The sequence below is a fragment of the Ruegeria sp. CDSC025 genome (assembly GCF_059610805.1).
This window is the reverse complement of record NZ_JBXWOJ010000005.1, coordinates 90,795-103,039: the sequence shown is the minus strand read 5'-3', so window position 1 is coordinate 103,039 and position 12,245 is coordinate 90,795. Positions and strand designations below refer to the sequence as shown.

General features: G+C 56.4%; 12 protein-coding genes. 6 read left to right on the top strand and 6 right to left on the bottom strand.

What is annotated here, in order from left to right; translation table 11 throughout:
• Window positions 1–10: 10 nt before the first annotated feature.
• A complete protein-coding gene (locus AC2FH8_RS09670) occupies window positions 11–529 on the bottom strand; it encodes a YHS domain-containing (seleno)protein (protein WP_496689615.1) in 519 nt (172 codons plus the stop codon).
• A 246-nt stretch (window positions 530–775) separates the two neighbouring features.
• On the opposite strand from AC2FH8_RS09670, the gene yghU reads away from it, so the two are divergent.
• Complete coding sequence (yghU, locus tag AC2FH8_RS09665; RefSeq protein ID WP_496689613.1) at window positions 776–1,654, top strand: glutathione-dependent disulfide-bond oxidoreductase; 879 nt, start codon at window positions 776–778, stop codon at window positions 1,652–1,654.
• A 45-nt stretch (window positions 1,655–1,699) separates the two neighbouring features.
• Here yghU and AC2FH8_RS09660 read toward each other — a convergent pair whose 3' ends face one another.
• Both AC2FH8_RS09660 and AC2FH8_RS09655 read right to left on the bottom strand, forming a co-directional pair.
• A complete protein-coding gene (locus AC2FH8_RS09660; protein WP_281972684.1) occupies window positions 1,700–2,488 on the bottom strand; it encodes an SseB family protein in 789 nt (262 codons plus the stop codon).
• Window positions 2,481–3,068 carry a uracil-DNA glycosylase family protein gene (locus AC2FH8_RS09655; RefSeq protein ID WP_282027571.1) on the bottom strand — a complete coding sequence of 196 codons (588 nt, stop codon included), beginning with the start codon at window positions 3,066–3,068 and terminating at the stop codon, window positions 2,481–2,483. The genes AC2FH8_RS09660 and AC2FH8_RS09655 overlap by 8 nt, the downstream gene beginning before the upstream one ends.
• Window positions 3,069–3,296: 228 nt before the next feature.
• On the opposite strand from AC2FH8_RS09655, the gene AC2FH8_RS09650 reads away from it, so the two are divergent.
• The 4 genes from AC2FH8_RS09650 to AC2FH8_RS09635 are packed head-to-tail and all read left to right on the top strand — an operon-like array spanning window position 3,297 to window position 7,858.
• Window positions 3,297–3,956: an ABC transporter ATP-binding protein gene (locus tag AC2FH8_RS09650; protein ID WP_142636630.1), complete on the top strand. Its 660-nt coding sequence runs from the start codon at window positions 3,297–3,299 to the stop codon at window positions 3,954–3,956.
• Window positions 3,934–5,508, top strand: coding sequence for a KpsE/RkpR family capsule polysaccharide export protein (locus AC2FH8_RS09645; RefSeq protein ID WP_271949292.1), 1,575 nt, complete (start codon window positions 3,934–3,936; stop codon window positions 5,506–5,508). Before AC2FH8_RS09650 ends, AC2FH8_RS09645 begins: the two co-directional genes overlap by 23 nt.
• A 5-nt stretch (window positions 5,509–5,513) precedes the next feature.
• On the top strand, window positions 5,514–6,347 hold the full coding sequence (gene kdsA / locus AC2FH8_RS09640; RefSeq protein ID WP_142636626.1) for a 3-deoxy-8-phosphooctulonate synthase: 834 nt from the start codon (window positions 5,514–5,516) through the stop codon (window positions 6,345–6,347).
• Between the two features lie 14 nt (window positions 6,348–6,361).
• Window positions 6,362–7,858, top strand: a complete 1,497-nt coding sequence (locus AC2FH8_RS09635; protein ID WP_271949287.1) for a phosphomannomutase/phosphoglucomutase — start codon at window positions 6,362–6,364, stop codon at window positions 7,856–7,858.
• Between the two features lie 31 nt (window positions 7,859–7,889).
• Here AC2FH8_RS09635 and AC2FH8_RS09630 read toward each other — a convergent pair whose 3' ends face one another.
• The gene (locus AC2FH8_RS09630) at window positions 7,890–9,848 is read right to left on the bottom strand and encodes an AsmA family protein (RefSeq protein ID WP_496689610.1); all 1,959 of its coding nucleotides are present in this window, start codon (window positions 9,846–9,848) and stop codon (window positions 7,890–7,892) included.
• Window positions 9,849–9,944: 96 nt separating this feature from the next.
• Here AC2FH8_RS09630 and rimO point away from each other — a divergent pair, with 96 nt between their 5' ends.
• On the top strand, window positions 9,945–11,333 hold the full coding sequence (rimO, locus tag AC2FH8_RS09625; RefSeq protein WP_496689608.1) for a 30S ribosomal protein S12 methylthiotransferase RimO: 1,389 nt from the start codon (window positions 9,945–9,947) through the stop codon (window positions 11,331–11,333).
• Between the two features lie 34 nt (window positions 11,334–11,367).
• On the opposite strand, the gene AC2FH8_RS09620 is transcribed toward rimO, so the two are convergent.
• A complete protein-coding gene (locus AC2FH8_RS09620) occupies window positions 11,368–11,724 on the bottom strand; it encodes a diacylglycerol kinase (RefSeq protein WP_496689606.1) in 357 nt (118 codons plus the stop codon).
• Between the two features lie 131 nt (window positions 11,725–11,855).
• On the bottom strand, window positions 11,856–12,044 hold the full coding sequence (locus AC2FH8_RS09615; protein ID WP_142636616.1) for a hypothetical protein: 189 nt from the start codon (window positions 12,042–12,044) through the stop codon (window positions 11,856–11,858).
• Between the last annotated feature and the right edge of the window lie 201 nt (window positions 12,045–12,245).

The window sequence follows — 12,245 nt, the reverse complement described above, 5'->3', positions numbered from 1 at the left end:
TGCAGAACTCTCAGTTTGCGACCGGGCCTTCGGAGGTAAACTTCGGGATCACGCTGCTGGAGGCCCCGTCGGCCTCGATGCCCGGCCAGTTTCCTTCAGCCAGATTGATATTGCCGGGAATATCTTCTTCAAAGAACCCGACAACCACATCGGTAATGTTCAGATACAGCTTGTCATCAACAATCCGCCACAGGTTCGGGTTCGCAGGCACCTTGCCACCGCGTGACACGCCATAGGCGCAGTGACCGTCATATTGCGGCGCATAATAAGCAGGGTTTTCCAAGAACTTGTCCCGGTTCTCTTCGGTTGAGAATGCCCAGGTAACGCCGTTGTATTCGGCCGTAATATCTGACCTTCCGCGGACGGCTTCGGGCTGTGATTGACCGACAGCAACCTGATCCAGACTGCGATAGGCAACTACGTCATATCCCGACACCGCATAGCCGGTGCCGTCCACATACTGATCACCTGCAAGGGCAGGCATGGCAAATGCCAAGGTCGCAGCTAAGGTCCAGGCAAGTCGTTTCATAAGGGCGGTCCTTTTTTATTGGATGGATGATCGGCCCGGAATACGGGGCTGTGCAGAGAATAGGTGATTCCTCGATCGAACGCAGTCCCGCTCGCGTCGCTGTGACATCGAATGAGAAAACGTGAAGTCTTTTGCACTGAATGTTACAAAATCTTCCCAACGGGCAGGGTTGGACTTTGCCCTTTGCAATATTAGCTGTTGAAGCGAACGGATAATTCACCCGAACTTTGCTGAGAAAGGCAAGAAATGAGCGAGCAATCGACCTATTCACCCCCGATGGTCTGGACATGGGACAGCCAAAACGGCGGACAATTCGCTAATATCAACCGCCCGATTGCGGGGGCAACTCATGACAAGGATTTGCCTGCTGGGCGCCATCCTCTGCAGCTCTATTCGCTTGCCACTCCGAACGGGGTAAAAGTAACCGTCATGCTGGAAGAGCTTCTGGCGCTAGGCCATGAAGAGGCCGAGTATAACGCCTGGCTGATCAACATCGGCGAGGGAGATCAGTTTAGTTCGGGCTTTGTAGAGGCCAACCCGAACTCGAAGATCCCTGCCCTGTGGGATCGGTCCGGTGAAAAACCTGTGCGCGTGTTCGAAAGTGCCTCGATCCTGTTTCACCTGGCTGAAAGGTTCAACGCTTTCCTACCCGAATCCGGGCCCGAACGGACAGAGGTGATGAACTGGGTTTTCTGGCAAATGGGGAGTGCACCATATCTGGGTGGCGGGTTTGGCCATTTCTACGCCTATGCGCCCGAGAAATGGGAATATCCCATCAATCGCTTTGCCATGGAAACCAAGCGGCAGCTGGATGTTCTGGATCGGGAGCTGTCCGAGAAAACCTATATCGCAGGCGAGGATTACTCTATCGCCGATATCGCGATCTGGCCCTGGTACGGACAACTGGTTCTTGGCCGCCTGTACAGCGCAGCCGAGTTCCTGGACGTCGAATCCTACAAGAACGTCATGCGCTGGGCCAAGGAGATTGACGCCCGTCCCGCCGTGAAACGCGGTCGCATGGTCAATCGTGCCTTCGGCGAAAAGCATACACAGCTTCACGAACGTCACGAGGCCGGCGACTTTGAAACGCGTACACAGGACAAGCTGGAGCCGGCAGCCGAGTAAACAAACCGGGCTTCGCGGATCAATCTGCGAAGCCCCATTCCGCCATTACTTAAGCAAAGGCGGTTTGTCCGGATCGCGCCCAGGAGCGATATGCGCATTCACACGCGCCTCAGGCTGCGGCAGATCGTACCGCAAACCCACCCGCGCCAAAGACGCTGCGGCCGTGTCACTTGATTTGAAAAAACCTACGTCCATTGCCCCAGCTTCGACCCCGGAAAAGGTAAGCGCTTCGGATGCGGCCTTGGCCAGAGCTGCCTCTGCCCCTTCGACGGCATCGACAAAACCCAGCAAATGCCCGAACCCACCTTCAGCCGTTTTGGTGCTGACCAGATAGGCGGCTTGCGCCAACCCAATGGCCGTAGCCAGCTTGGCGTCCAAAGCTGTCAGCAGTTCGTCGGGCAACCCCGATGGAGCCAGGAACTCGGACAGGTGCTGTTGCACCTCTTCTGGACCATGCTGCAAAGTTTCCACCAACCAGCCCAATGCCTCGGGCGGGATCAACATCGAGGACGGGGCAACCTCAAGGTTCAACCCCAGCCCGATCCCCTGCCCCGACAACATAGACGATAAAACCCGCCCCGACAGCGCAACATAGGGCACTGGGCGGTCTGCGAAGCGGGCCAGCCGGTCTTCGCGATCGAAAGCCAGCACAAAACGCCCATCTGCCACGTCGAACAATTCGGGCGAAATATTCTCGTTCTTTGCCTCTTCCGTCAGCATCAGGAACAGCTCACTGTCAGCCAGCCGTTCAAAGAAACGCAGACGGGCCGCATCATCCTGCGGAGCGGCCTCAGCCGCGGCATGGGCGGCGTCCAGAGCCGAAATCTCAGTCATTCAGAACCTCTTGCACCCGTGCACGCAAAACCGGCAACAGATCGGCTTCGAACCACGGGTTTTTCTTCATCCATGCCGTATTCCGCCAGGACGGATGAGGCAAGGCAAAGACCCGCGGCGCATAGTCCCGCCAGTTGCGGACGGTTTCGGTGACTGACCCACGTGACTTCAGGTGATATCTATGGGCGTGCCCCCCGACAAGAATGGTCAACGGCACAGGCCCAAGATCCGCCATGACCCGATCATGCCAAGTCTGACCGCATACTGGCGGAGGAGGCAAATCTGCCTTGCGCGCATCATAGCCAGGAAAGCAAAACGCCATTGGAACGATCGAGACACGTGAACGGTCATAAAACAGCTCCTCATCAACACCCAACCACGCCCGAAGCCGATCACCGGAAGGGTCGGTAAAAGGGCGACCCGACGCATGCACACGTGCCCCCGGAGCCTGACCACAGACCAAAATAGGCGTGTCTTTGCGGAACCAGACAATGGGTCTTGGTTCATGCGCGGTTTCGGTTGCCGCAAATCGGTCGGCACAAATACGGCAGGCCTCTATTTCTTTTTCGAGTGGGTTCATGAGATCGCAATCAGTGCCGCATCAGATGGTTGGTGTTCTGAAAGCAAGATAGGTAACACACATCCAGACGCCAACAGATGCAAAAGTCACATTACCAAAAACGACCCCCGGAACGCATTGATCATTTGTTTCATAATTCGACATAATGTGGCCTATATGGCGCCGTAGAGGTACCGTTCTTTCGCCGATCCGAACGGCGCAACAACAAGATAAACCCGCAGGCCTTGGATGCTTGAGTTTGAAAATGTCAGCAAGTCCTTTTGGACCGGGACGCGCCGAAAGGTGATTCTGGACAGAGTGTCTTTTCGCGTCGAACTTGGCACATCCATCGGTATTCTGGCCCCGAACGGTACCGGGAAAACCACCCTGATCAACATGATGGCCGGACTAGAGAAACCCGACGAAGGGGTCATTCGCAAATCCTGCCGCGTCTCTTTTCCGATGGGATTTACCGGCGGAGTTTCAAACAAGCTGTCGGCTCTGGAGAACTCGCGCTATATCGCCAAGATCTATGGTATGGACCCGGACTATGTCGAGGCATATTGCAGTTGGCTGTGTGGCCTGGGTGAATATTTCAATCAACCGCTGGCGACCTATTCATCCGGTATGCGGTCGCGGTTCACATTCGCGTTGATGCTGGCTCTGGATTTCGACATGTACCTCATCGACGAAGGGATGCCGGCCACAACGGATGTTGAATTCAACAAAAAGGCAGGCGACATTCTGCAGGAACGGCTGCGCACAACAACACTGGTCATCGTCTCTCACAACCCGGCCCTGCTTGAAAAATTCGCGCGTCAGGCGGCGGTATTAGTGGATGGTCAGCTTCACTTGTTCGAAACCTTGGAAGAGGCAAAGCAGTTATATGACTACCAAACCCAGGGCTGATAAATACAACTGGCGCCGCAAACGGCGGTCTGCGGGAAATGCCGAAACGCGCGAAGACGCGATCTCGCGTATTCGCCAGGCCACAAAGGCGCCCGGCCCAGAAAATGAACCGCCAGTAGGGACCGAGATCGACGCTATCAAACGCGAAGGACTGACCGGCCGCCAACTGCGGGTGGCACGTCGTCTTGCCCAGAAAAACGGTCTTGCGGCGACTTCGGACTATGATGCAGTTCGGTTGTTGCGCAAAAAGGGAATTGATCCGTTTGAACGCTCCAGTCTGCTGAACCTTGCCTCGGAAAAGAAAACTTCGGACGAGCAGACGAATGATCGCATCACGATCCACCTGCCCCAGACCGTGAAAGATGCACCAGAGAACTTGCCCGGGCCCGAGATGAGCCCGGCCGAGCGGCGTGAACGTGAAATCGGACAGATTCAGAGGGACATCGCCCGCCGCCGCCGTCGCAAACTGTTCGCTCTGTTTGCACGGCTTGCGGCCTTTGTCCTGCTACCTACCTTTGTCGTGGGTCTCTATTTCTATCGGATCGCGACCCCAATGTACGCCAGCAACTCTGCCTTTCTGATCCTTCAGGCGGATGGGGGCGCAGGCTCTATCGGAGGGCTTCTGGCAGGGACCCAATTTGCGACCACGCAGGATTCGGTTGCCACCCAGGAGTTTCTGGAATCGAAAGATGCGCTTGAACTTTTGGACACAGAGGCCGGTTTCGCTGATGTGTTCAAACAGGACTGGATCGACCCCATTCAGCGATTATCCCCGGACGCCAGTCTCGAAGAGGCTTACAAGCTGTACAAACGCATGATCACGGTCGGATATGACCCGACCGATGGCCTGATCCGGATGGAGGTGGCGACACCTGACCCCCAGACTTCGGCCGCGTTTTCCCGAGAACTGATTTCCTATGCCGAGCAACGGGTAAACGCGCTGACCGAAAAGAAACGCGAAGACCAGATGAAAGATGCCCGGGAAGGGTTTGTAAGCGCTCAGGAAGAACGCAAGAAAGCTCAGGAAGACCTGATCGAGCTTCAGCTGCAAGGCGCAATCCTTGACCCTGAAAGCGTCATTGCCGGGTTGCGGGGCCGCATAAACGAAATCGAGACGCTTATTCAGGACAAAGAACTGCAGCTTGCAGCCTTGTTGGACAATCGCCGCCCAAACAAAGCCAAGGTGGATGGCGCGCAGGCCGATATCGCACGGCTTACGGTTGTGCTGGAGGAATTGAACGCCGAAATGCTGGATGTCTCTGCCGGCGAGAATTCGCTGGCCAGGCTGAGTGTTCGGATTCAGATGGCACAGGCCGATCTGGCCGCTAGGGATATGATCCTGCAATCAGCTATGCAGCATATGGAGACAACCAGGACCGAAGCCAATCGTCAGGTTCGGTATCTGACGGTTTCCGTCAATCCTGTTCCCAGTCAGGAACCCAGCTATCCGCGCAAGTTCGAAAATACGATTTTGGCTTTCCTGTTGTTTGCTGGTATCTACCTGATGATCTCGCTTACCGCGTCGGTCCTTCGTGAACAGGTATCCTCGTAAGACACATGAAACATGTAAAAATCTCCGATCTCACGGTCGGCAATGATCTTCCGCTGACGATCATCGCCGGTCCCTGCCAACTGGAAACTGCCGATCATGCCCAAATGATCGCAGGAAAAATGAAAGAGGCCTGCGACGCCGCCGGGGCGCAGTACGTCTTTAAAGCCTCGTACGACAAGGCGAACCGAACTTCGCTGTCGGGTGCGCGTGGTATGGGAATAGACACAGGGCTCAAGGTTCTGGATGACATCCGCAAAACCTTGGGCATTCCAGTGCTGACTGACGTACATACCGAAGCCCAGTGCGCGATTGCGGCCGAGGCTGTGGACGTGCTGCAAATCCCTGCCTTTCTATGCCGACAAACAGATATGCTGCTCGCAGCTGGCGAAACCGGCAAGGCGGTTAATGTCAAAAAAGGACAGTTTTTGGCCCCATGGGAGATGGGCAACATCGTGAGCAAGGTCGAAAGCACTGGGAACACAAACATCCTGCTGACAGAACGCGGAACTTCGTTTGGATATAATACGTTGGTCGCTGACATGCGCGGCCTGCCGCAGATGGCCAAAACGGGATACCCGGTCGTAATGGATGCCACACACTCGGTACAGCAGCCTGGCGGCAAAGGTGGTTCTACTGGTGGGCAGCGAGAATTCGCGCCTGTGATGGCCCGCGCTGCGGTTTCGCTTGGCATCGGTGCGGTTTTTATCGAAACCCATCAGGACCCTGATACTGCACCTTCCGACGGTCCTAATATGATCCCATTGGACCAGATGCCGCAGCTCATCGATACATTGATGCGTTTTGATGCGTTGGCCAAGGCCAACCCTATCCAGATCTGAACAAGAGTATTCCCATGACCAAACCCAACCCCGAGGTGACTCCGAACACCTGGAGCTTTCTGCGCGACGCAATGATCAAGCCAACCGGCTTTCGCGAATATGATGCCCGCTGGAAATATCCAGAAGAGATCAACCTGCCGGGCATGACCGCACTGGGGTTGGGTCTGGGCACACAGATGCGCAAGCGTGGGATTGAACCCGTGATTGCTGTAGCCAATGATTATCGTGACTATTCTCTGGCCATCAAAAATGCCCTGATCCTGGGCCTGATGCAGGCGGGAATTCAGGTAAAGGATATCGGTCCGGCGCTTAGCCCGATGGCCTATTTCGCTCAGTTCCATCTGGACGTTCCAGCCGTGGCCATGGTCACGGCCAGCCACAATCCAAATGGCTGGACCGGGGTCAAGATGGGGTTCGAACGTCCCCTGACCCATGGCCCGGACGAGATGTCAGAGCTGCGAGACATTGTTCTGAATGGCGAAGGGCAGACCCACCCTGGCGGGTCCTACGAATTCGTTGATGGCGTGAAAGAGGCCTATATCGACGATCTGGTCGGCGATTTCAGAATATCCCGACCTCTCAAAGTGGTCTGTGCCACAGGGAACGGCACAGCATCCGCCTTTGCCCCGGAAATCTTTGAACGCATGGGGGTAGAAGTCGTGCCCAGCCATAACCAGCTGGACTATACTTTCCCGCATTACAACCCGAACCCAGAAGCGATGGAAATGCTGCACGACATGTCCGATACCGTGAAAGCCAGCGGTGCCGACATGGCGCTGGGGTTCGATGGTGACGGTGACCGCTGTGGCGTTGTGGATGACGAGGGGGAGGAGATTTTTGCTGATAAGGTCGGCGTGATCATGGCCCGCGATCTGGCCAAGATTTACCCCAATGCCACCTTTGTCGCCGACGTGAAATCAACCGGCCTTTTTGCCAGCGACCCCGAGTTGAAGGCCCGCGGGGTCAAGGCAGATTATTGGAAAACCGGCCACAGCCACATGAAGCGGCGAGTCAAAGAGATCAACGCGCTGGCTGGGTTCGAAAAGTCGGGGCATTACTTTTTGGCCGAACCGATTGGCCGTGGCTATGATTGCGGCATGCGCGTCGCGGTTGAGATCTGTAAACTGATGGACCGCAACCCGGACCAAAGCATGTCCGACCTGCGAAAGGCACTACCGAAAACATGGTCGACACCGACCATGTCCCCCTATGCAGCGGATATCGAAAAATACGACATACTCGACCGTTTGGTCGCAAAGCTGGTCGCCAAATCCGAGGCCGGAGAGACGCTAGCAGGTCGCCCGATCAAAGAAGTGGTCACTGTCAACGGTGCCCGAGTCATTCTGGACAATGGCAGCTGGGGGTTGGTCCGCGCCTCGTCGAATACGCCCAATCTGGTGGTCGTCTGCGAAAGCAGCGAAAGCGAAGAAGAGATGCGTGCCATTTTTGCGGATATCGACGCGGTTATCCGAACCGAACCGGGTGTCGGAGATTACGACCAGACCATCTGAGCGTTGGTGTCGGGGCGCTGGCCCCGACACTTCAATTTCCGCCAAACAGCTTAAGCAGTCCTTTCTTGGCCTCGTCCTCAAGCTTGTTCTTCAGCGCATCCTCGACGCTGTCCCCGTCAGTCCCGGCCGTACCGGTATCGCCGCCTATCTTGTCGATGACTTTCTTTTTGACATCATCCTCAAGCTCTTTGACCTTTCCTCCGGCGGCCGCTTCGATCACCTTGGTCAGGTCCGGCTTGATCGACGGATTGCTCCATGGTCCAACGATACGCACCGGAACCGACAGGCCCTCTCCCGAATTCGCACGCAGAGCGACCGGCGTGAACAGATAGTCGATATTGCGCGCTCCGATCCCGACTTTTCCTTTGCCATCCGCGCGGAAATTGTCCAGCGACATCAACAAATCGTTGTTCTGCAAAACGCCCTGATCAATGGTGAAGCTACCCGTCAGGCTGTTGAACACGGTGGTGCCACCCGATCCTTTGCCTCGTCCCATGAGACGATCAAGGTCAAAGCCCGATATCAACCCCTTTCCTACATCCAAGCGGCCCTTACCCCTGAGAGAACGCATGATCTGATTCTCGTTCTGGCCAACGCCCAGAAACTCGAATGATCCTGACCCGGTCCCGGACAGCCGCTCGACCCCGACCAAGGCTGTCAGAGCTTGTTTGAGGTCAATGCCCTTGGCCTTTATCTTGCCGCCAACGGACAACCCATTCCGATTATTGGCCACCACCTGCCCGTTCAGCGTTCCGGAAAACAAGGTTGCCGGGTTCATCTCCAATGCAGCCCGAGACCGGTCCAGCCGCATTGTCAGGTCGCTGGGGCCAAGCGTCAGCTCGGGCAGCGCGATAGATTTGGCTGTCAGTCGAATTTCACCATTGGCCAAAGCCAGCGCCGAGGCGTCGATCGGTTCCCTTGACCACCCCTCCGAGGCAGCACCCGCGCCGGAACCGCCTGAACTGGACGAGACCGTCTGATCACTTTGATTATAGCGAGAAAGATCAAGATCACTGGCATCCAACCGAGCGGTGATCTGTGGCGGGTTGGAAATGACAATATCAACTTCGCCTGTAAAACGGTTACTGTCGAGTGAAGCCACCAGATCGCGCACAGATATGCGGCCATCTCTGGTATAAGTCATCTGCCCCGACACATTCGCAGCGCGGCCCAACCCGTGCGGCACTCCAACGCCCTCCTGACCAAACGCGGCCAGCATTTTTTCCGTGTCTTTGGTTTTCAACTGCAGCTTGCCGTCCATCTCTCCGGCAAGGTTGACGCGCCCGTCAAATCCGATGTCACCACCAGGGGCCGCAAGTGCAAGTTCAATCTCGGATGCCGCGCCCGTGGCATAAGCCGGCAAGTCGGGTATCTTGATATCCACGCGGGCCTCACCGCCCGGAACCGGCATTTGTGCATCCAGAACCATGGGGGCCGAGACTGCTGGCCAACTGGCAGACAAATCCACATCTGCGACATCAAATCGGGCCGATCCATTTTCAACAAAGATCAGACGCGCCTGAGTCAGTTTCAGATGCTCCAGTGTCACGGCACGCGATGCATCGGCCGGTTTTGATCCACCCGTGCCGCTGGCTGTCGGGGCGACGGCCGTGTCAAACTCCCAGTTTCCGCGCCCGTCTGACAGTTCAAGTCTGAGGGTCGGATTCTCGGCAATAATCCGTTTGATCAGCACATCGCCGGACAAAATGGCCAAGGTATCGACCCCAACCGCCAGGCTTTCGGCGCTCAGCATCGGCTCAGATCCCGCCCACGAGGCATTTCCGAAGGAAACCGCCCCGGTTTCCATGCCCAGCACTGGCCAGAAGGACAGCTTAACGCCCCCCGACAGTTTCAGATCACGCCCGGTTTGTGCCTTGACCTGCTCGGCCAGAATGGTCGCCAACTTGTCGCCCGGCATCAGCAGCAATGCGCCGATGACAAGACCGACCACAGCCACCAAAAGGAACAGGATGCGCATTAGCCATTTCATTTTCTGCTCTCCGACTTATTTGGCACGCTATAAAAAGATCATTCAAAGACGGCAGCGCATTTGCAAGGGGAAGCTTTCCCCACTATATGCCGCGCCATGACCACAAACCCGCCAAACCTCCGCCCCGACCTGGCACCTGCTGCCCGGATCACTGATACACCACGTCCGAACCAGCCGACCATCGGCATGGTATCGCTGGGTTGCCCCAAGGCTTTGGTCGACAGCGAGCGGATTCTGACGCGCCTGAGGGCCGAAGGATACGGCATCTCGCCGGACTATTCAGGCGCGGATGCCGTGATTGTGAATACCTGCGGATTTCTGGACAGCGCCAAGGCGGAGTCTCTGGATGCCATCGGCGAGGCTTTGGTGGAAAACGGCAAGGTTATCGTAACCGGATGCCTGGGGGCCGAACCCGATTACATCCGCGAGCATCACCCCCGTATCATGGCCGTCACCGGACCACATCAGTACGAGCAGGTGCTGGACGCGGTACACAAGGCCGTGCCGCCTGATCCCGACCCTTTCGTGGATCTGCTGCCTGCGGCCAACGTTCAACTGACGCCGCGCCACTATAGCTATCTCAAGATATCCGAGGGCTGTAACCACAAATGCAAGTTCTGCATCATCCCGGACATGCGCGGCAAACTGGCCAGCCGTCCGGCGCATGCTGTTCTGCGCGAGGCGGAAAAGCTGGTCGATAACGGTGTGCGCGAATTGCTCGTGATCTCTCAGGACACGTCGGCCTATGGGTTGGACCGGAAGTATGACGTGAATCCCTGGAAAGACCGTGAGGTCCGCAGCCATATCACCGATCTGGCGCGTGAATTGGGTCAGTTGGATGCCTGGATTCGTCTGCACTATGTATATCCCTACCCGCATGTACGTGAACTGATCCCGCTGATGGCGGATCCGGGCAGCAACGTGCTGCCCTATCTGGATATCCCTTTTCAACACGCACATCCGGATGTTTTGAAACGAATGGCCCGCCCAGCTGCAGCTGCCAGAACATTGGACGAGATCGCCGCCTGGCGCGCGACCTGTCCTGACATCACTCTGCGATCCACCTTTATCGTGGGCTATCCCGGCGAGACCGAGGCTGAGTTCCAAACCCTTCTGGACTGGATGGACGAGGCGCAACTGGATCGCGTCGGCTGCTTTCAGTACGAGAACGTCGAAGGAGCCCGGTCCAACGACCTTCCTGACCATGTGCCCGCCGATGTCAAACAAGACCGATGGGAAAGGTTCATGGAAAAGGCTCAGGCGATTTCCGAGGCCAAACTGGCCGCCAAGGTCGGCCATACCCTGCAAGTCATCGTGGATGATATCGACGATGAGGCCGCGATCTGTCGCACCACAGCTGATGCGCCCGAGATCGACGGCAATCTGTTCATCGACGAGGGGTTTGAGGCCCTGAAGCCGGGCGACATTGTCTCGGTCGAGGTGGACGAGGCCGGGGAATATGATCTATGGGGCAAGCTGCGCTAACCACAACTAACTGAATTGACCGACCCAGCGGCAGTCAGAAAAGGCTCAACAGCCCGATAACCCAGGCCAATCCGCCAGCCAAAGCAGTCAGTGCCACCGCAGCGCTGGCGGCGTCTTTAGCTTGCCCGGCCAATAAACTGTGTTCGGTCGAAGTATGATCCACCGCCCGTTCGATCGCCGTATTGAACAGTTCGGCCACCAGAACCAACAGACCGATCACCAGTATCAGAGCCCGAACGCCATCGCTCAGGGGCAGCCACAGGGCCAGACCCGCAGAAACAAGATTAGCGCAGACCCAAGCGCGGAACGAGTATTCACCGTGCCAAGTGGCAGCCAATCCCTGCCAGCTCCAGCGGATGCGGTCCTTTAGATGGGTGACAAGTTTTCTCATGCGACCTCGGTAATTCAATAGGTCAAACAGAAACCCGAACACCGTATGACAGGCAATAAAAAAGCCACCCATAGGGCGGCTTTTTTGTTCGATTGTGCGGGCGGCTATGTCGGAATCCGCCCGCGAAAATCTTATTGAGCAGTCGGATTACATACGGTCTGACCTGCTTCGGTCGTCGCCAGATCTGTCCCTGCCGGGCAGCTCGGCGTGCCGTATTTGTCATAATCTGGGGTAATGTATACCGGTGTCGGCTCTTCCTGTTGCGAGCAAGCAGCCAGAACCAGGGCAAACGCACTAACGGCAGCAAATTTGAGTTTCATGTCCGTCATTCCTCTAATTAATTTCTGTTATTGCCCTGAACATGGGGCCGACTTCACAATACGGTGTGGTTGCTAATTTTGCAATAAAATCAACAGCGCGTTTGCGAAAGCAGGCAAAACCATGCCGGGGGGATTGCCCATGGAATGGGTGCCGCGTGGCAGCTTCTGCTTTCGGCACATCTGTTCAGGCGATAGACTGGG

Excerpts from the sequence above, each read along its gene's own strand:
- AC2FH8_RS09670 (WP_496689615.1), bottom strand. The coding sequence starts at position 529 with ATGAAACGACTTGCCTGGACCTTAGCTGCGACCTTGGCATTTGCCATG.
- yghU (WP_496689613.1), top strand. The coding sequence starts at position 776 with ATGAGCGAGCAATCGACCTATTCACCCCCGATGGTCTGGACATGGGAC.
- AC2FH8_RS09660 (WP_281972684.1), bottom strand. The coding sequence starts at position 2,488 with ATGACTGAGATTTCGGCTCTGGACGCCGCCCATGCCGCGGCTGAGGCC.
- AC2FH8_RS09655 (WP_282027571.1), bottom strand. The coding sequence starts at position 3,068 with ATGAACCCACTCGAAAAAGAAATAGAGGCCTGCCGTATTTGTGCCGAC.
- AC2FH8_RS09650 (WP_142636630.1), top strand. The coding sequence starts at position 3,297 with ATGCTTGAGTTTGAAAATGTCAGCAAGTCCTTTTGGACCGGGACGCGC.
- AC2FH8_RS09645 (WP_271949292.1), top strand. The coding sequence starts at position 3,934 with ATGACTACCAAACCCAGGGCTGATAAATACAACTGGCGCCGCAAACGG.
- kdsA (WP_142636626.1), top strand. The coding sequence starts at position 5,514 with ATGAAACATGTAAAAATCTCCGATCTCACGGTCGGCAATGATCTTCCG.
- AC2FH8_RS09635 (WP_271949287.1), top strand. The coding sequence starts at position 6,362 with ATGACCAAACCCAACCCCGAGGTGACTCCGAACACCTGGAGCTTTCTG.
- AC2FH8_RS09630 (WP_496689610.1), bottom strand. The coding sequence starts at position 9,848 with ATGAAATGGCTAATGCGCATCCTGTTCCTTTTGGTGGCTGTGGTCGGT.
- rimO (WP_496689608.1), top strand. The coding sequence starts at position 9,945 with ATGACCACAAACCCGCCAAACCTCCGCCCCGACCTGGCACCTGCTGCC.
- AC2FH8_RS09620 (WP_496689606.1), bottom strand. The coding sequence starts at position 11,724 with ATGAGAAAACTTGTCACCCATCTAAAGGACCGCATCCGCTGGAGCTGG.
- AC2FH8_RS09615 (WP_142636616.1), bottom strand. The coding sequence starts at position 12,044 with ATGAAACTCAAATTTGCTGCCGTTAGTGCGTTTGCCCTGGTTCTGGCT.